This window comes from Parasphingorhabdus sp., assembly GCF_036963705.1.
Classification (GTDB): domain Bacteria; phylum Pseudomonadota; class Alphaproteobacteria; order Sphingomonadales; family Sphingomonadaceae; genus Parasphingorhabdus.
This window is the reverse complement of sequence record NZ_JBALUT010000017.1, coordinates 16,664-33,698: the sequence shown is the minus strand read 5'-3', so window position 1 is coordinate 33,698 and position 17,035 is coordinate 16,664. Positions and strand designations below refer to the sequence as shown.

General features: G+C 55.6%; 18 protein-coding genes and 1 tRNA gene. 7 read left to right on the top strand and 12 right to left on the bottom strand.

Features of this window, described 5'->3' with window-relative positions:
- Positions 1–18: 18 nt before the first annotated feature.
- The 3 genes from V7680_RS06130 to V7680_RS06120 form a co-directional block, all read right to left on the bottom strand.
- Entirely contained in the window at positions 19–1,197 is a 1,179-nt protein-coding gene (locus tag V7680_RS06130; protein WP_335652406.1) for an acetyl-CoA C-acyltransferase, read from the bottom strand.
- A 109-nt stretch (positions 1,198–1,306) separates the two neighbouring features.
- Entirely contained in the window at positions 1,307–2,473 is a 1,167-nt protein-coding gene (locus V7680_RS06125) for a mechanosensitive ion channel family protein (RefSeq protein ID WP_335652405.1), read from the bottom strand.
- A 75-nt stretch (positions 2,474–2,548) separates the two neighbouring features.
- On the bottom strand, positions 2,549–3,283 hold the full coding sequence (locus tag V7680_RS06120) for a TlyA family RNA methyltransferase (RefSeq protein WP_335652429.1): 735 nt from the start codon (positions 3,281–3,283) through the stop codon (positions 2,549–2,551).
- A gap of 71 nt (positions 3,284–3,354) precedes the next feature.
- On the opposite strand from V7680_RS06120, the gene V7680_RS06115 reads away from it, so the two are divergent.
- Positions 3,355–3,912: a hypothetical protein gene (locus V7680_RS06115; RefSeq protein ID WP_335652404.1), complete on the top strand. Its 558-nt coding sequence runs from the start codon at positions 3,355–3,357 to the stop codon at positions 3,910–3,912.
- Between the two features lie 305 nt (positions 3,913–4,217).
- On the opposite strand, the gene V7680_RS06110 is transcribed toward V7680_RS06115, so the two are convergent.
- From V7680_RS06110 to argH, 5 genes are read right to left on the bottom strand one after another with little or no spacing between them, the layout of a single operon-like run.
- Positions 4,218–4,691, bottom strand: a complete 474-nt coding sequence (locus V7680_RS06110; RefSeq protein WP_335652403.1) for a DUF2721 domain-containing protein — start codon at positions 4,689–4,691, stop codon at positions 4,218–4,220.
- Positions 4,688–5,464, bottom strand: coding sequence for a precorrin-2 dehydrogenase/sirohydrochlorin ferrochelatase family protein (locus tag V7680_RS06105; protein WP_335652402.1), 777 nt, complete (start codon positions 5,462–5,464; stop codon positions 4,688–4,690). Before V7680_RS06105 ends, V7680_RS06110 begins: the two co-directional genes overlap by 4 nt.
- 49 nt (positions 5,465–5,513) lie before the next feature.
- Positions 5,514–6,773, bottom strand: a complete 1,260-nt coding sequence (gene lysA, locus V7680_RS06100; protein ID WP_335652401.1) for a diaminopimelate decarboxylase — start codon at positions 6,771–6,773, stop codon at positions 5,514–5,516.
- A gap of 31 nt (positions 6,774–6,804) precedes the next feature.
- A complete protein-coding gene (locus V7680_RS06095) occupies positions 6,805–7,056 on the bottom strand; it encodes a lipoprotein (RefSeq protein WP_335652400.1) in 252 nt (83 codons plus the stop codon).
- A gap of 1 nt (position 7,057) precedes the next feature.
- On the bottom strand, positions 7,058–8,434 hold the full coding sequence (argH, locus tag V7680_RS06090) for an argininosuccinate lyase (protein ID WP_335652399.1): 1,377 nt from the start codon (positions 8,432–8,434) through the stop codon (positions 7,058–7,060).
- A gap of 16 nt (positions 8,435–8,450) precedes the next feature.
- Here argH and V7680_RS06085 point away from each other — a divergent pair, with 16 nt between their 5' ends.
- The 3 genes from V7680_RS06085 (at position 8,451) to V7680_RS06075 (ending at position 10,364) form a co-directional block, all read left to right on the top strand.
- Complete coding sequence (locus V7680_RS06085) at positions 8,451–9,050, top strand: TlpA family protein disulfide reductase (RefSeq protein WP_335652398.1); 600 nt, start codon at positions 8,451–8,453, stop codon at positions 9,048–9,050.
- 117 nt (positions 9,051–9,167) lie between these two features.
- Positions 9,168–9,683 (top strand): c-type cytochrome, encoded by a 516-nt coding sequence (locus tag V7680_RS06080; RefSeq protein ID WP_335652397.1) that lies wholly within the window; start codon positions 9,168–9,170, stop codon positions 9,681–9,683.
- A 6-nt stretch (positions 9,684–9,689) separates the two neighbouring features.
- Positions 9,690–10,364, top strand: coding sequence for a cytochrome b/b6 domain-containing protein (locus tag V7680_RS06075; protein WP_335652396.1), 675 nt, complete (start codon positions 9,690–9,692; stop codon positions 10,362–10,364).
- Positions 10,365–10,390: 26 nt separating this feature from the next.
- On the opposite strand, the gene V7680_RS06070 is transcribed toward V7680_RS06075, so the two are convergent.
- Positions 10,391–10,466, bottom strand: a tRNA-Val gene (locus V7680_RS06070).
- 542 nt (positions 10,467–11,008) lie between these two features.
- Here V7680_RS06070 and dnaA point away from each other — a divergent pair.
- Positions 11,009–12,448 carry a chromosomal replication initiator protein DnaA gene (gene dnaA / locus V7680_RS06065; protein ID WP_442954978.1) on the top strand — a complete coding sequence of 480 codons (1,440 nt, stop codon included), beginning with the start codon at positions 11,009–11,011 and terminating at the stop codon, positions 12,446–12,448.
- Between the two features lie 25 nt (positions 12,449–12,473).
- Here the strand turns inward: dnaA and V7680_RS06060 are convergent, their stop codons facing one another.
- The 3 genes from V7680_RS06060 to mutM form a co-directional block, all read right to left on the bottom strand.
- Complete coding sequence (locus V7680_RS06060) at positions 12,474–13,148, bottom strand: DUF4136 domain-containing protein (RefSeq protein WP_335652395.1); 675 nt, start codon at positions 13,146–13,148, stop codon at positions 12,474–12,476.
- Between the two features lie 265 nt (positions 13,149–13,413).
- Positions 13,414–13,683: a 30S ribosomal protein S20 gene (gene rpsT, locus V7680_RS06055; RefSeq protein WP_335652394.1), complete on the bottom strand. Its 270-nt coding sequence runs from the start codon at positions 13,681–13,683 to the stop codon at positions 13,414–13,416.
- A gap of 112 nt (positions 13,684–13,795) precedes the next feature.
- Complete coding sequence (gene mutM, locus V7680_RS06050) at positions 13,796–14,608, bottom strand: bifunctional DNA-formamidopyrimidine glycosylase/DNA-(apurinic or apyrimidinic site) lyase (RefSeq protein WP_335652393.1); 813 nt, start codon at positions 14,606–14,608, stop codon at positions 13,796–13,798.
- A gap of 105 nt (positions 14,609–14,713) precedes the next feature.
- Here mutM and V7680_RS06045 point away from each other — a divergent pair, with 105 nt between their 5' ends.
- Positions 14,714–15,454 carry a class I SAM-dependent methyltransferase gene (locus tag V7680_RS06045; RefSeq protein WP_335652392.1) on the top strand — a complete coding sequence of 247 codons (741 nt, stop codon included), beginning with the start codon at positions 14,714–14,716 and terminating at the stop codon, positions 15,452–15,454.
- A 13-nt stretch (positions 15,455–15,467) separates the two neighbouring features.
- On the top strand, positions 15,468–17,021 hold the full coding sequence (ubiB, locus tag V7680_RS06040; protein ID WP_335652391.1) for a 2-polyprenylphenol 6-hydroxylase: 1,554 nt from the start codon (positions 15,468–15,470) through the stop codon (positions 17,019–17,021).
- Positions 17,022–17,035 lie beyond the last annotated feature (14 nt).

Below are 17,035 nucleotides of genomic sequence, written 5' to 3'. Positions count from 1 at the left end.
GGCCCGTTTTTCAGTATTCTAGAAAATTTCGAACAATCCGGCTGCGCCTTGTCCGCCGCCGATGCACATGGTGACCACGGCATATTTCGCGCCGCGCCGCTTGCCCTCGATCAGAGCGTGGCCGGTGCAACGTGCTCCGGTCATGCCATAAGGATGACCGATCGAGATCGAGCCGCCATTGACGTTGAGAAGTTCGTCAGGAATGCCCAGCTTTTGCTGGCAATAGAGCACCTGCACGGCGAAAGCTTCGTTGAGCTCCCACAGACCGATATCATCCATTTTCAGGTTAAAGCGCTCGAGCAATTTCGGGATCGCAAAAACCGGACCAATGCCCATTTCATCAGGTTTGGTTCCAGCAACGGCCATGCCGACGTAGCGGCCCAGCGGATTCAATCCAGCCTTCTCGGCCGCTTTTGCTTCCATTATGACGCTAGCCGAAGAACCGTCGGAAAGCTGCGATGCGTTACCTGCGGTGATGATGTTATCGGGTCCGAGTACTGGCTTCAGTGATTGCAGCCCTTCGAGCGTGGTCGAGGGGCGATTGCCTTCATCCTTGTTGATCGTGACTTCGACATGGGAAATTTCTTTGGTTTCCTTGTCCTGCACACCCATTGTGGTGGTCACTTCGATAATTTCAGCGTCGAAATGGCCGGCTTCCTGGGCTGCTGCCGTGCGCATTTGCGACTGATAGGCATATTCGTCGCACGCATCCCGGCTGATATTATAGCGTTTGCCAACCACTTCGGCGGTCTGCAACATCGGCATGTAGATATCTTCGTGCATTTTCATCAGCTCACGATCCGGCTGGACCCGCATTTCCGCAGTCTGCACGGTCGAGATCGAATCCTGTCCGCCGCCGACCACCACATCCATCATGTCTAGCGTCACTTGCTTGGACGCTGTAGCGATAGCCATCAGACCAGAAGAACATTGACGATCGATTGTCATACCGGGCACTTCGATCGGGAAGCCTGCGCGCAGGGCTACCTGCCGAGCAAGATTGCCGCCCTGCGATCCTTGTTGCAACGCGCTACCCCAGACGACATCGTCGATAGTGGCCGGGTCGATGCCCGCTCTTTCGACCGCAGCTTTGGCGGAGAAATGGCCCAGTGTCGCACCGGTTGTCGTATTGAAAGCACCCTTATAGGCGCGGCCTATAGGCGTACGGGCTGTAGAAACGATGACTGCGTCACGCATGATGATAATCCTTATGTTTGGTGTCAGATTCGATTTTGACGCCTATTGTCCCTATTAATTGGTCAATTAACAAGGGATATTTTCGAAGCCGCGCTGTCGTTACGGAACGCTAGTCATTGTTTAGCGAAACAGGAAATCCCCCCTCCGGATAGGGCATGATCATTTTGCCATCAGGGGCGGAGGTGAAGGTTGTTTGCGTCGGATAGGCAAATTCCAGACCTTCTTCGTTAAATTTCTGCAAAATCGCGAGCCCGATCTTGTGGCGTCCTTCATAGACCACGTCATAATCGCTGCTCATGATATCGAAATCGAGTTCGAAATTGATCGAGCTATCGCCGAAACCGACAAATCCGGATCGAACGAAAACCGCTTCATTGTCTTCGACAATTGTTTTGAGAAGAGCCGGAATCCGGCGGGCCTCGTCTGGATTTGTCTGGTAGATAACGCCAATGCCAAAGCGGGTCCGCCGTCTCGCCAGGCGGGTCATGTTGACGATTTCCTTGTCGAGCAAATTGGTGTTGGAAATGATAATTTCTTCGCCGGTAGTAGCTCTTAGCCGCGTGCTTTTCAGACCGATCTTCTCGATTGTTCCGATGGTATTGTCATAGGTGATGGTCTCTCCCCGACGGAACGGTTTGTCGAAAATGATCGACAGCGCCGCGAACAGATCGGAAAAAATGCCCTGGGCGGCGAGACCTATGGCGATACCACCGACCCCGAGACCCGCGATCAGACCGGTTACATTCACGCCGAGATTGTCCAGGATCATGATTGCCGCGATTGCAAACAGCACGAAGGTCACCAGCAATCGAATCAAGGTCATCGCATTTTCCAGCGTTTCGTGCTGGTCTGGATCCTGCGAGGTTTTGCGGACAATGAGCCCGAGAATGATTTCCCGAAGCCAGATAGCGACCTGAACCACCACCGATATCGTAAACAGGACATGCACTATACGATCAAAGCTGGACGGCGCACTGGCGAAGCTGACAACGAGTTCGGCCGACACCATCAGCATGAAAAACTTGCTGGTACGGGAGATAGCCGTGCCGATGATCGTGCGATAGCCTGTCAGGCCCTGATTGTTACGGATATAGCGGGCGGCGAGGCGCTTGATTGCACCGAGGAGAAAGAAAATTGCGGTGCCGATGACGGCCGCGATAATCAAATCCACATAATGGTTGGTCAGCCACCTGGACCCGTCCACGGTCATCCGCTGAATCGACGCACCGATATCGGGCACGGTTGGTACAAGGGCGGGCTCGGGTGTTTTTATCATAAGCTTTCAGCTAGTGAGAAGTGCCCAAAATAACAACCCGTGTGATGGAAATCAGCACCGTCACGGCTGCTGATTTCAGGGTTTTCGAGCTCCGATGAGAAACTCTACATTTCCCTTCGGCCCAGTGATCGGACTTTCGGTGACGCCCAGAATATCCCAGCCGGATTCGATTAACCAGTCTCTCACTTTATCGCAGGCTGCTTTGCGCACCGCATCGTCCCGCACAACACCCCCCTTGCCGACGTCATTGCGTTCAGCTTCGAACTGCGGCTTGACCAGCGCAACCAGTATCGCCCTTTCGTTGGCAAATTCGAGTGGTCGCTCCAGCACTTTGACCAATGAAATGAAACTGGCGTCGCAGACGATGATATCGACTTTTTCCGGAATATGTTGATCGGTGAGGATCCTCGCACTGGTTTGTTCGTGCACGACGACCCGGTCGTCTTGCCGCAGCTTCCAGGCAAGCTGGTTGGTACCGCTATCCACAGCATAGACTTTATCGGCACCTCCGGTCAGCAGCACGTCAGTAAACCCGCCAGTACTGCTGCCGACGTCCATCGCAATCATGCCGCTAACGTCGATATCAAAATATTGCAGCCCGTGATCGAGCTTAATGCCGCCGCGTGATACCCACGGATGATCTTTGCCTTTGAGCTCAATGAGCGCGTCGCTGGCAATCTTGTGACCGGGCTTGTCGATTTTCTTGCCCGCTACGGTCACAAGCCCCGCCATGATATAGGCTTGCGCTTTGGCGCGGCTATCAGCGAGACCACGGTCCGCCAATATCTGGTCTACGCGCTGCTTGACGATTTTGGGTTCAGACTGGGTCATCGGAAATGAGGACTAGCCTAGCACCGCGCTTTTGGCCATATTCCTTTACTATGAGAATCATTTCTAATTCGCGCCGCTTTTCGTCGGCCTTCCCCCTCCTCGTGCTTGCACTCGCTGCCTGCTCGCCCGCGCCACCGGAACCAGCACCCGCTCCAAAACCGACCAAGCCTGTTGCGGTGGTTCCTCCGGCCACGGGACCCGTGCAACCGACGGGAGACTGGATCGACTGGCCGATCACACCCGGCGAGTGGGTATATCGCAAAGATAATCGCGGTTCGCTGGCACTGTTCGGCGAATCCGGTCGAGACGCTGTCTTCATCATTCGCTGTGATCGATCGGGTGGGAAGTTGTTCCTGTCTCGCTCGGGCTCGATTGGTGAACAGGCCAATATGGTTCTGCGTGCCAGCGCTGGCCTGCAATCCTATCCTGCGAGCAACAGCGGTGGCACGCCAAGCTATGCTGCCATATCGGTGTCGCCACGCGATTTGATGATGGACCGTATAGCCTATAGCCGCGGCCGCTTTGCCGTCGAAACCACCGGCCTCCAGTCGCTCGCCATCCCGGCTTGGCCCGAGTTCAGTCGTGTGGTGGAGGATTGCCGTAACTGATCCGCTTGTGATCAGGCCGGAACGCGCAATTGTGACAGCAAAATAAAAAATTTCAAGACTTGTTCACAGTTTCGATTTGATTCACATTTGCCGGGTCGAACAGCGGAGAATGATTCAATGCAACAGTTCGTATTTTATTCACAAGCGAAAGGAGGTGGTCCGATGTCTCATGGTTCAGCACAGGGGTCGGAAAAATCCGTTCGGAGGGCAAATCTGATCTAGATATCAGGCAATCCGGCAGCGGCACTTCCAACCGCTGACCCATGTTCAGAGGTTGTCGGTCCAAATGGACCGGCAGCCTCTTTTCATTTCACCTTGTCTGTTCTCTCAAGATATTCCTCGCGGATCATGAAATCGCGAACACCGACCCGGACTTCCCGCAAAAATTGCACCAGAGCAAGCGACAGCAAACTGATCGCGACGACAAACGCGCCAGCGATGACCAGAGAAAGTTCGAATCCGGTCATCTCCATGATGAACAGCAAGCCAATCAACCCGCAAGCAATGATCGCGCTGATCACACTGAGAAATATCGCACTATTGACGATCTTGATGCGCAGCTGCAGATCTCCGAGCTCCGAAATCACGAGATCGTGGTCAGCGCCCGTAGTAGTCTTGAAAAGCTCCTGAAGATCGCGCGAACGATCGATAATCCGCGCAAGACGCCCTGCGAACAAGTTAAGCATCGCCCCGATACCGACCAGCAGAAATGCGGGAGCCAGCGCAGTCTGCAACACGGTTACAATATCGGCACTGGCGATTTCAGATAATCCGTTCATGTTTTCATCCTGATCCGTAGGGCCAATCCCGTCGTTGGCTGCTCGTCCCAGAATGAAAGAGTGAAACGCTCGGCATCGGCACGAGCTCGCACCAGCACCTGTTCCGGGACATCATCGCTGGCAAAAATCTGGTCGGCCTGCCCCAGCCAACGCGCCTGCCGGAGGGTCAGATCGTCTGGGTCCACGCTGGTTAGCTCAAGATCGATCACTTGCGACTGCGCTTGTCCATGCGGTTGAGCCAGCCAATCATCGACTTCTGCCGCCACATGATCCGCCATCACATCGAGCGGCCCGTTGGGATCGAGTACAGCGTCAATTGCTTTCCGCCGCGCCGCGCCTTCGGGCCAGGTCTGCTGGATCCGGTCCCGTGCAGTCAGCAATGCGTCTGCGAGCGTTCCCAGACTTGCCGGTAACAATTGCTCAAGCCGTTGCCGCAGCGCCTTGGCTAGCCCAGCCGACGTCCCACCCGTGCCAATGGCGACGAGCACTGGATCGCGGTCGATAATCGCGGGCGTGGTATAGTCGCATAGTGCAGACCGATCGACAGCATTGACCAACAGGCCCTTCGATTTCAGCCGCGCTACCGCCGCCAATGCCTCTTCATCATCTTCCAGCGCGACAACCGCTAGCGTGAGGCCGCTGGCATTTTCATCATCGGTGATGACTGCACCCGCCCTCTCATAGAGCCGCCTCTTGGCGTCGGCCATTTCACCATCGCCCAGCAGAAGGATCTTGCGGTCCTTCAGGTTGAGAAAAATGGGCAATTGGTTCATCGCATCCACCAATAGAGTTGGTCATCCCGGGAGCAACCGGCTTGACGAGTTACTTTAGCCAGTCAGGCACATGTTCGGCAGCCATGATCGTCGCCGGTTCGATCCGTTCGGCAACCACGGCATAGCGGTCACCATCGACCAACACTTCGGGTACCAGAGGCCGACTATTATAAGTATTTGCCATGGTCGCGCCATAGGCACCGGCGGTCCGGAAAATTCCTAGGTCATCGGTCTTGAGACGGTCGACGACCCGTTCCTTGGCAAAAATATCGCTACTCTCGCAGATCGGCCCGACGATCGAGGCGACCATTGTCTCGCCGCTCGGTTCAACCGCTTCGAAATCATGCCAGGCGTCATAAATGGCTGGTCGCATCAAATCATTCATCGCCGCGTCGACAATCACAAAATCGCTGCCCAAACCCGGCTTGATCCGGATAACCTTGGTGATCATGACACCGCTATTCCCGGCGATGACCCGGCCCGGTTCGAACATCAGTGTGACACCCCAGCCCTGGGTCACACGAGCGACCATCGCGCCATATTCTGCTGGGCTCGGAGGATTGTCTTCTGGCCTATAAGGTACGCCCAGGCCACCGCCAAGGTCAACATGTGTGACAACATGCCCCGCACTGCGCAACTGTGCAACCAGTTCGCCCATTCTGGCATAACATGTCTCAAGCGGGTCGAGGCTTTGCAACTGACTGCCAATGTGCACCGCAACCCCGCGCAGGTCGAGCCCGTCGAGCCTGGATAAGCGTGCATAGATATCCGGTGCGACATCAATTGCGACGCCAAATTTATTTTCCTTCTTGCCAGTCGAAATTTTCGCATGGGTACCAGCATCTACATCGGGATTAACGCGCAGTGTTGCAGACGCCCTTTCGCCACGGCCAGCGGCTATTGCCGCGAGCATTACGCCTTCTTCTTCCGATTCCAGATTGAACTGGCCGATGCCTTTTTCGAGACCAAGGGTCAATTCATCGCGGCTCTTGCCAACCCCGGAGAAAACGATGTCTTCCGCTTTCATCCCCGCTGCCAAAGCGCGCTGCAATTCGCCGCCGGACACCACGTCGGCCCCATAGCCCTGATTGGCCAAAATTCGGAGAACCGCTAGATTAGGATTTGCTTTGACCGCAAAGGCGAGGTGGACTTTACCGGCATTTTTCAGGCCTTCGCGAAAGACCCGCGCATGGCGCTCGAGCGTAGCTCGCGAATAGACATAGACCGGAGTCCCGACTTCTTCTGCGATCTGCGACAACGGAATATCTTCTGCGTGCAATATACCATTTTTGAGCTGGAAATGGTCCAATATTTTATACTTTCAAACGGGTGAAACGGGATTAACCGGAGGGCGGCAGGTCGAATTCGTCATCCTGCCGTTTTTCCGACTTGCGGAGCAATTCATCACTGCGCTCCGGCATGGCCTGGGACGACGGGATCAGCAGATCTTCTCCACTGGGCGCTTTTGCCTCGCCATAGATCGGCGCAGGCAAAGCCTCGCCTTTCGCCGGTTGCAGGGCACCACGATTTCCACAAGCAGCTAATATGACCGTCATTCCGGTCAGCAAAAGGATCGAATGGACTTTATTCATTTCAACTCTCCAGCCCCAGCGCCTGTTTAGCCTTAGCAATCTGGACCCTTACCTGATCCGGTGCCGTCCCGCCATAGCTGGACCGGCTGGCCACCGAGGCATCGACGCTCAATACGTCAAAGACGCGATCATCGATCCGGCTGTCGATCGCCTGGAATTGCTCCAATGTGAGATCCGCAAGACCGCAACCCTGCTCTTCAGCGAGAGATACCACTGCTCCGGTAACGTGATGCGCCTCGCGGAACGGCAACTTGGCTTCCCGTACCAGCCAGTCGGCGAAATCGGTTGCGGTCGAGTATCCCGATTCGGCCAGCGCCCGCATACGGTTGCCGCTAAATTCCACTTCGGCAATCATGCCGGTCATCGCGGCAATCGACAGGCCTAACAGATCATGGGCTTCGAACACCGGCGGTTTGTCGTCCTGCATATCCTTGGAATAGGCAAGCGGAAGGCCCTTCATCGTCATCACCAACGCGGTCATCGCACCGGCAATCCGTCCGGAATGGCCGCGCACCAGTTCTGCTGCATCCGGATTGCGTTTCTGCGGCATGATCGAAGAGCCGGTCGAAAAACTATCGGGCAATTTGATGAAGCCGAAAGGCTGGCTTGCCCAGATCACGAATTCCTCGGCGAGTCTCGATAGATGCAGACTGCACTGGGTTGCTGCCATCAGATAATCGAGAGCAAAGTCCCGGTCCGAAACCGAATCAAGGCTATTGGCTGTCGGATTGTCGAAACCCAGCATCGATGCTGTTTTATCGCGATCAATTGGGAAACCTGTGCCTGCCAGTGCGGCAGCGCCAAGCGGGGATTCGTTCATCCGCTTCCGCGCATCGGCGAAGCGCGAGCGATCCCGCCGGATCATTTCATAATAAGCCATCAGATGGTGGCCGAGGCTCACCGGCTGGGCCGATTGCAAATGGGTGAAGCCCGGCATGATGGTCTCGGTATGTTCTTCGGCGCGATCCAGCAAAGCCTTTTGCAAGCCATCCAGTGCGTCATCGACCATTTCCATGGCTTCGCGCACCCAGAGGCGGAAATCCGTCGCTACCTGGTCGTTGCGGGAGCGCGCAGTGTGCAGCCGCCCGGCTACCGGTCCGATAATCTCCGACAGCCGCGCTTCGACGTGCATGTGAATATCTTCAAGATCGAGGTCTTCTGTGACGCCACTAGTCTCATATTCCTGGGCGATCTGATTCAGACCGTTGATGATCTGCGTCGCGTCCTCTGCTTCGACAATCTTCTGATCCGCCAGCATGGCGACATGGGCGAGACTCGCGCGAATGTCATGACGCCATAACTTCTTGTCGAAAGGGATAGACGCGTTTATCTCGCGCATGATTGACGAAGGGCCATCGGCAAACCTGCCGCCCCACATTTTATTGGAATTTTTCGTGCCTGTTGTGATGCGTACCGTCCTGTTCTTGGTCTTGCTTGTGGGCCTAGCCGCTTGCGATAGAGGCTCCAGCGAAGCGGAGCAAGAATTTGCTGGCGGCGATGCTCAGGAAGAAGGCGAGATCATCGAAAGCAGCCAGGGTCTGGTCGGAAAACTCGACATCTCCCAGCGCGGCAGTGCCACGATAGACGCATCTTTTCAGGCCCCCGACGGGAGCACCGTGCAATTAAGCAATTTCATAGGAAAACCCGTGCTGGTCAACATCTGGGCCACTTGGTGCGCGCCCTGCATCGTCGAGATGCCGATGCTCGACGAACTGGCAGTGCGCGAGAAAGACCGGCTCAAGATACTGGTCGTGTCGCAGGACATTCAGGGCGCGGAAAAAGTCGATCCGTTTTTCGCTCGCAATGATTTCAAGGCACTGGAGCCTTATATCGATCCGGAAAACGGCCTGAGCTTCGGCTTTGGTTCGGGCTTGATGCCGACCACGGTGCTTTATGATTCGCGGGGCAAGGAGGTTTGGCGGGTGGTCGGCGCGATGGACTGGGATGGAGCCAAGGCAGCGGCCCTGTTGGAAGAAACGCTGGCAGAAGGTTAGCCGGCCATTCTTGCGAAAGCGGAAACGAGCATCCTGATCATTTTCGATATCCGGTTCGGATTGCGTTTCTAACGAGCTTCGTTATCCTTGCGCCTGATTGGCTAGATGGAGAACCTGATGAAACGCTGCAAAACAAAACTCATCCTGCCGGCGCTTGCCGGCCTGACATTGCTCACCGCTTGCGAACAAACTGCCGAGACAGCGCCGAACTCCGGGGCCGCCAACGCTGAGCTTCCAAACGGCCTGACGGTTAAAGAACAGGTCGAAGCACGACAGGGCCAGCTCAAGAAAATGGGCAAAGCTTTCAAAACGATCAGCGACCAGTTGAAAGCAGGCAGCCCCGATCTCGCGCAGATTCAAGCCGCCGCCGCAGCAGTGCCAAAAGAAGCAGCGACTATGATTGACTGGTTCCCGGAAGGAACGGGCCCGGAATCCGGCGTCGAGACAGAAGCTCTGCCGGTCATTTGGGAGAATAAGGCAGATTTCAATCTCAAGGTCGCTGCCCTCCAAGATGCAGCCGCTTTGCTTGATAGTGCCGCACAGACAGGTGATATCGCGGCCATTGGCGCTGCCTTCAAGACCACCGGCGGCACATGCAAGGCTTGCCACGATAAATATCGACTGGACGACTAGTTCGGCATGATGGCTGATCCGGCACGCATTCTGGTCTGGGACTGGGCCGTAAGGCTGGTGCATTGGCTGATGGTGATCCTCGTACCGCTCCTCTGGTGGACGGCTGAGGAGGGCTATATGGACTGGCATAGAAGCCTCGGGCTGACGATGTTCGGCTTGGTCCTTTTCCGGCTCATATGGGGCTTAATCGGATCATGGACGGCGCGTTTTGTCCCGATGCTACGGCGGGTTGGGATGCTAAAATCCTATATCGGTAAATTACGGGCTCGGGAACACGGTCCGACTTTTGGCCACAGCCCGCTGGCCGTGCTCGGTGTCTTTGCGCTGCTGGCCGCCCTCGCCACCCAGGTCACAACCGGATTATTTTCCGTTGATATCGATGGCCTCGAGTCAGGACCACTAGCGATAATGGTGTCATTCGAGACAGGTCGACAGTTCGCCGAGATCCACGAATTGAATTTTAATCTTCTGGCTACGCTGATCGGCCTCCACATAACGGCAATCGCTATCTATCATTTCGTTCTGAAAGAAAAACTCGTCCGACCGATGGTCACGGGCCTTCGATCCCGTTCCGACTTTTCCGCTGAACAGCTGCCTGAAAATCGGTCACGGCCGATTCCGATGATAGCCGCCGCCATCCTGTCGCTAGCCTCTGTAATGGTCATTTTGAATTTCGGCTGACCCGCATCAATTCCGATTCGGAATAATGGTGGGCGATGACGGGCTCGAACCGCCGACATCTTCGGTGTAAACGAAGCGCTCTACCAACTGAGCTAATCGCCCCCATGACAAGATGCACATACGCATCATCGGGGTCAGGCGAGCGCCACTGCCAAATCATGACCGCTTTGGCAAGCCTATTTGCGCTGGTTTGTTGACAAGATTTCCTGAGGGCGTTTTCTGTTGCCATTTTAACATCATTAATTGGCCTATTACCAGAACCCAAGCTGACTCCGCGATTCGCCTCTTATCCCTTGTTATCCACAGGATATAATTGTTGTATTTCAGTAGTTTATAAAGATAATCAGAAAATTCCAAGGCTTGCCGCTGTCAATAGAATTATTTCACTTTTTTTACCGTGTTGCTATTGATCGACTCGGAGTGACCGGCTTACTAATGAAACTCGGCTGGTGGCTAAGGATGGAATTTCCGGGCCTCAATATGAAAATAAAACTGATCGTTGAAGACATGTTTTCAACAAGGGTTTTCTGCGTCTGATTGATTCCCATGGCTGGGGGTAGTTAATGGTCAGACGCATAACTCCTGCGATCAGAATATTGGCTCCGCTATCTTGCGGGCCAGAGGGATAATGTCGGGGGATGTTCGTGAACGAAATCGTATCTGGGCGGGTTAGTAGCCTGTCTGAAACTGAGTCTGTGGCAACCGAGGATATCATCTCAGCTGACCTCGAAACAATCTGGCAAAAGATCTGCGCGGGTCTGCGCCGTGATTTGGGAGCACAGATTTTCGGCCAGTGGATCAAGCCGATAAAATTATCTGTTTTTGATTCGAATAGCGGGACAATGCTGCTGGTGCTCCCGTCGGAATTTTCCGCCAATTGGGTCCGTGATCGCTATTCCGAGCGCCTGTTGCTGGCCTGGAAAGCCCATCACCCTGCGGTCAGCGAACTCGTTTTTCAGGCCCAGTCAGGCTCCGCAAAAATTGCCCAAATCTCGAATTCCAACGGCGCCAATCTTGCTGCGGCAAATAGCCAGTATAATTCTGTTCCCGAAAGCAAGTTTCGCCTGGACCTCGATCCGCGCATGACTTTTGACCTGTTTATCGCTGGAAATTCGAACGTTCTCGCTCTCAATGCTGCCCAGCGCACCGCTGCGGCCGAGAAACCGCTTTTCTGTCCGCTTTATCTCCAGTCCTCGACCGGTCAGGGCAAGACCCACTTGATGCACGCCATCGGCCATGCGTTCAGGGAAGAATTTCCATCGTCAACAATCATCTACATGTCCGCCGAACGGTTCATGATCGAATTTGTATCGGCTATGCGTCGCAACGAGGGTATGGAATTCAAGGCGTCCCTGCGCGAAGCCGATTTGCTGATGATCGATGACATACAGTTCATCGTTGGCAAAAATTCTACCCAGGAAGAATTTCTGCACACGGTAGATTCACTGATCAGCCAGGGGAAACGTGTTGTCGTGGCCGCAGATCGTCCGCCGCAGGCGCTCGATGGTGTCGACCAACGGTTGCTGTCCCGCCTGTCGATGGGTCTGGTCGCGGACATCCAGTCCGCTGGCCTCGAGCTTCGCCGGGACATTCTCAAGCATCGTCTCGCCACCATGCCGCACCAGCACGTGTCGGAAGAAGTGGTCGAATTTCTTGCCCGCACGATCAGCCGCAATTTGCGCGAGCTGGAAGGCGGCCTGAACAAGCTGCTCGCTTACTCCCAGCTCACGGGACGCGAGATTAGTCGTGAACTGGCCGAAGAGCAGTTGTCCGATATATTGAGCGCTTGCCGCCGCCGGATCACGATCGACGAAATCCAGCGTACGGTCTGCGAATATTATCGACTTGATCGCAACGAAATGTCGTCAAAACGCCGAGCGCGGGCGGTTGCCCGACCACGGCAGGTTGCGATGTATCTGGCAAAGGTAATGACGCCGCGCAGCTATCCGGAAATCGGCCGCAAGTTCGGCGGCCGGGACCACAGCACCGTCATCCATGCGGTCAAATTGGTCGAGCATCTTCGCGGTGAAGATAGCGAAATGGACAATGACGTCCGGATGCTCCTCCGCCAGCTTGAAAGCTGAGCGGAGGCGAGTCTGGTTCTGGGGGCTAGTTCTTCTCTGGAGCGACTGAAATTCGGACTCGCTCGCCGCTGTTTCCTGGGAAGTCGGTAAACATGGCTTCCACAAGATTGGGAACGAGATAAGTCAGGTTTTTTGACCGCGAAAGCGCTTCGGCCTTGCCCTCGAACAGGCGCTCGCCGTCAACTGCACGATCAATTTTCAGATCTAGTTCCGACGTATACACGGTAAAGCTGCGGACACCGTCATAGCCAGAAAAGCCGAGGCCTCCGTAAAGGAACGGATCGTGAAAGCCGTAGCGGTAGCGATGCCGACCATAATATCCGTTTCCGTAATATCCGCCGAATCTGGCCGAGCTGAAAAATGGATCATAGTCTGCGACAACTTTGTCCCGCCCTTTGTCGATGTCATAGTCCATCCTGACAATCAGCTCTGCCGCGTCAGGATCGTCGCTAAGCCGGTAACCCAAGTCAAGCATGCGCCGTTCGACCAGCATCGCATATTGGCCGAATTCGAGGCCGCCGGACAGATCGGGATCAGCGGCGACAATAGCGAAGCTCTGGCCGGTCGTATCAGGAAGCGCGACAAAGCGCTGAACGTCAGCGCGAAATGGCGTGGCGCACGCACCAAGGGTGAGCACGGCAAGCGGTGCGAGCAACGATAGCCTTTTCCGATTGAAGCCGTATTTGGCTGGAATGTTCATATTTCTTCCTTCAGATTGCCCACCATCATGATCTGCCTGATAGTAGAATCAGGCTGAACTGGGTTTGAACGACGATAGATTGACGTCTCACCGGCAACATGGGCCGTTTCGCATCCACCGCACAAGGAAAAACAGGACTGCCAGCCCAAAGTCTCGATCGCCAAGTGACCGAATCAGTTGAACGAGCAACGAAACAGAAAGCACTCACCCAAAAGAAAACCCGCCACAATCGGGCGGGTTTTTCTGTGTAGTTTTATCAGGTTGTTTAAGCGGTTTGAAGCGCAGCAACCCGTTTTGTCAGACGGCTGAACTTCCGCGAAGCCGTATTCTTGTGATACAGACCTTTGCTCACACCGCGTGCCAGTTCAGGCTGTACGGCCTTCAGTGCCGCAGCAGCTATGGTTTTGTCGCCAGCTTCAACAGCTGCGTCCACGGCCTTGATCTTGGTGCGGATCTGGCTCAGGCGATTTTTATTAATCACGGTGCGGCGCGTGTTGCGACGGATACGTTTTTTTGCTTGCGGCGTATTAGCCATGAAAAACCCTCAAAATCTGAAATTAAATGCCGGGGCGCTGCGTATGGCTTCCGGCTCAAGATGGCGGGCAATAGCGTGAGAGCCGATTCCCGTCAATAGCTTAGTGAACCGCTTATTTCTGGCATTGCGAACAGTAAAAGGTCGACCGGCCACTATCGACTCGGCGCAGCACCGGCGCACCGCAGTGACAGGCCTCTCCTTCCCGCCCATATACCAGCCAGTCCTTGGCAAAATATCCCAGCTCCCCGTCCGGCTTGACGAAGTCACGCAGAGACGAGCCACCGGCCGCGATGGCAGCGGTCAGGACCTGCTTAATCGCCAAAACAAGCCGTTCATAGCGCGGCTTTGAGATAGCACCGCCCTTCAGACCCGGCGATATACCCGTCATGTGCAGCGCCTCGCACACATAGATATTACCCAGTCCAGCGACCGTGCGCTGGTCGAGCAGCAATTGCTTGATCGGGGCCTTGCGATCCTTGGTCGCCGCTTTCAGATAGGCGGAGGTAAAATCGTCCCCGAGCGGCTCCGGTCCCATCAGCACAAAGGGCTTATAGCTGCCCAATAGCTCCGCGCGCACGATATCCAGCGACCCGAATCGACGCGGATCGTTGAGCGCCAGTCGGTGCCCCGAATCGGTCTCCAGCAGCAGATGGTCATGTTTCTCGATTTCTTCGGGATCAATCCGCCACCGTCCCGACATGCCGAGATGGAAAATCATCACGTCGCCCCGGTCGGTTTCAATCAGTCCGTATTTTGCGCGCCTTCCGAGCGATGTCACCACCGCACCGGTCATCCTCTGCCGCAAATCAACCGGAATCGGCCAGCGCAAATCGGCGCGGCGCGGCTCCACCAGAGTGAGGCGCTGCCCCTCGAGCACAGGGCGCAAACCGGCGACGGTTGTTTCCACTTCGGGCAGCTCTGGCATGAGGTTCCTTATTCGTTACGGTCCAAAAGGCAGCTATAGAGTGATTGCAGTGCTGCCAAGGCTCGTCTACTCGGGATTTCAACGAAAAATCAGCACGGGCAAAAAATGGCTATCGAAAGCAAAACCGTCTCCTTCGGCTATGAAGAGGTCGAAGAGAGCGAAAAGGTCGGCAAGGTTGGTGCGGTTTTCTCCAGCGTTGCCTCTAAATATGATGTGATGAACGACGCGATGAGCGCCGGAACCCATCGCCTGTGGAAAGACCGCTTCGTGCGCCGCGTCAAGCCGCGCGCTGGCGAGGCTATATTAGATATGGCCGGCGGCACCGGCGACATTGCCTTTCGCATGGTCGACAGCGGCGCCGATATCACGGTTGCCGATATCAACGCGGAGATGCTGGCCGAGGGCGTGAAACGGGCGCTCGACAAAGACGAAACGCGCATGGTCTGGAGCCAGCAGGATGCCGAGCAGCTCAACTTTCCCGACGCACATTTCGATGCCTATACGATTGTCTTTGGCATCCGTAATGTCACCCATATCGACAAAGCTCTTGCCGAGGCCCATCGCGTGCTGAAATATGGCGGGCGTTTCTATTGCATGGAATTTTCGCAAACCAAATGGCCCGGCTTTGACAAAGTCTACGAAACCTATTCTCACAAGATCCTGCCCAAGGTTGGCAAGGCAGTGGCGAATGACGAGGCCAGCTATCGCTATCTTGCCGAATCGATCGCGAAATTTCCGCCAATGGAAGAATTCCGGGCGATGATTACCGACGCAGGATTCAGCCAGACCAAAGTCGAACCACTGATGGGCGGGCTAGTCGCGATCCATAGCGGCTGGAAGGTCTGAACAAACAAAACCAATGACCAACTCCCGCACCCATATATTTCGTCTACTCAAATGGGGTCGCACACTCGCCAAACATGGCGCGCTGCGTGACCTTGAGAAGCACAAGGCTACGCCGCCGCAAGTCCGTCGCCTGTTCCGTATCGCTCGCATCGGTACCTTCCAACCGACGGAACCCAATTATTCGGCTGCGCTGCAAGCCATCGGCCCGGCGGCAATCAAGCTGGGACAGACACTGGCAACCCGCCCCGATGTGATTGGTGAAGCGGCCGCGCGCGATCTGCTGCAATTGCAGGACAGCCTTCCACCCGTCCCGTTTGACCAGATCCGCGACGAGATCGAGGGCAGCCTCGGAAAGTCGCTGGATGAGCTCTACAGCCATATTGATCCCGATCCGGTAGGCGCTGCCTCAATCGCGCAGGTCCACCGTGCAACTACACTGGAAGGCAAGGATGTCGCGGTAAAAGTGCTGCGTCCCGGCATCATCAAGAAATTTACCCGGGATATCGAAACCTACGAATGGGCAGCAGCCCATCTCGAGGCTCTGGGCGGCGAGGCGAAGCGTCTCCGCCCAGCACTGGTGATCGCCAATTTTCGTCGCTGGACTATGCGCGAGCTGGACCTGCGCCGGGAGGCAGCCAGCGCTTCGGAACTGGGCGAGCATATGGCCCAGGTCGATCAATATGAGATTCCAGCGATCGACTGGGAGCGCACTTCGGGCCGGGTGTTGACGCTCGATTGGGTCGAAGGGGTGAAAATCTCCAATCGCGAAGGCCTGATCGCGGCTGGTCATGATCTTGACGCGATTGCCAACAGGCTTGTTCATACGTTCCTGAAACAAGCCATCGAGGCAGGCTATTTCCACGCCGACATGCACCAGGGCAATCTGTTCGTGAAGGCTGACGGCACCATTGTCGCCATCGATTTCGGCATCATGGGGCGGATCAACAAAAAGGCCCGCGTCTGGCTGGCGGAAATTCTCTACGGCCTGACCACCGGCAATTATCGGCGCGTAGCCGAAATTCATTTTGAAGCGCAATATGTCCCGAGCCATCACAGCATGGAAGATTTCGCCACGGCCTTGCGCGCGGTCGGAGAACCGATGCGCGGCAAGCCGGTAAGCGAACTATCGGTCGGCGATATGCTCGATGGGCTGTTCGCGATTACCCGCGATTTCGATATGGAAACCCAGCCCCATCTATTGCTGCTACAAAAGACAATGGTGATGGTCGAGGGTATTGCTACCGACCTCAACCCGCTGATCAATATGTGGGACACTAGCGGGCCCTATGTAAAGCAGTGGATTCGCGGTGAACTCGGACCAGAAGCAGCCATTGCCGACCGGATCAATGATGATCTCGGCACCATCATGATGCTCCCCGATATCGTCCGGCGTCTCGACGCCCAGCTCCCCCGCCAAGGCGGCGCGCCACCTGCTCTGCCGGTGGCCGAGGTGGAATTGATGTGGGAGAAACGGAAGAAGGGTCAGGGCGGCGGATTTTTTCGCTATGCGCTGACTGCGCTTCTCGCGGGCGGGGCTGGTGCCGCTGCGATGTTCCTATGGGGATAGGCAATTAACAACAG

What these genes read in the sequence shown, in the direction of transcription:
- V7680_RS06130 (WP_335652406.1), bottom strand. Translation starts at nt 1,197, where the DNA reads ATGCGTGACGCAGTCATCGTTTCTACAGCCCGTACGCCTATAGGCCGC.
- V7680_RS06125 (WP_335652405.1), bottom strand. Translation starts at nt 2,473, where the DNA reads ATGATAAAAACACCCGAGCCCGCCCTTGTACCAACCGTGCCCGATATC.
- V7680_RS06115 (WP_335652404.1), top strand. Translation starts at nt 3,355, where the DNA reads ATGAGAATCATTTCTAATTCGCGCCGCTTTTCGTCGGCCTTCCCCCTC.
- V7680_RS06110 (WP_335652403.1), bottom strand. Translation starts at nt 4,691, where the DNA reads ATGAACGGATTATCTGAAATCGCCAGTGCCGATATTGTAACCGTGTTG.
- V7680_RS06105 (WP_335652402.1), bottom strand. Translation starts at nt 5,464, where the DNA reads ATGAACCAATTGCCCATTTTTCTCAACCTGAAGGACCGCAAGATCCTT.
- V7680_RS06095 (WP_335652400.1), bottom strand. Translation starts at nt 7,056, where the DNA reads ATGAATAAAGTCCATTCGATCCTTTTGCTGACCGGAATGACGGTCATA.
- argH (WP_335652399.1), bottom strand. Translation starts at nt 8,434, where the DNA reads ATGTGGGGCGGCAGGTTTGCCGATGGCCCTTCGTCAATCATGCGCGAG.
- V7680_RS06080 (WP_335652397.1), top strand. Translation starts at nt 9,168, where the DNA reads ATGAAACGCTGCAAAACAAAACTCATCCTGCCGGCGCTTGCCGGCCTG.
- V7680_RS06075 (WP_335652396.1), top strand. Translation starts at nt 9,690, where the DNA reads ATGATGGCTGATCCGGCACGCATTCTGGTCTGGGACTGGGCCGTAAGG.
- V7680_RS06060 (WP_335652395.1), bottom strand. Translation starts at nt 13,148, where the DNA reads ATGAACATTCCAGCCAAATACGGCTTCAATCGGAAAAGGCTATCGTTG.
- rpsT (WP_335652394.1), bottom strand. Translation starts at nt 13,683, where the DNA reads ATGGCTAATACGCCGCAAGCAAAAAAACGTATCCGTCGCAACACGCGC.
- mutM (WP_335652393.1), bottom strand. Translation starts at nt 14,608, where the DNA reads ATGCCAGAGCTGCCCGAAGTGGAAACAACCGTCGCCGGTTTGCGCCCT.
- V7680_RS06045 (WP_335652392.1), top strand. Translation starts at nt 14,714, where the DNA reads ATGGCTATCGAAAGCAAAACCGTCTCCTTCGGCTATGAAGAGGTCGAA.
- ubiB (WP_335652391.1), top strand. Translation starts at nt 15,468, where the DNA reads ATGACCAACTCCCGCACCCATATATTTCGTCTACTCAAATGGGGTCGC.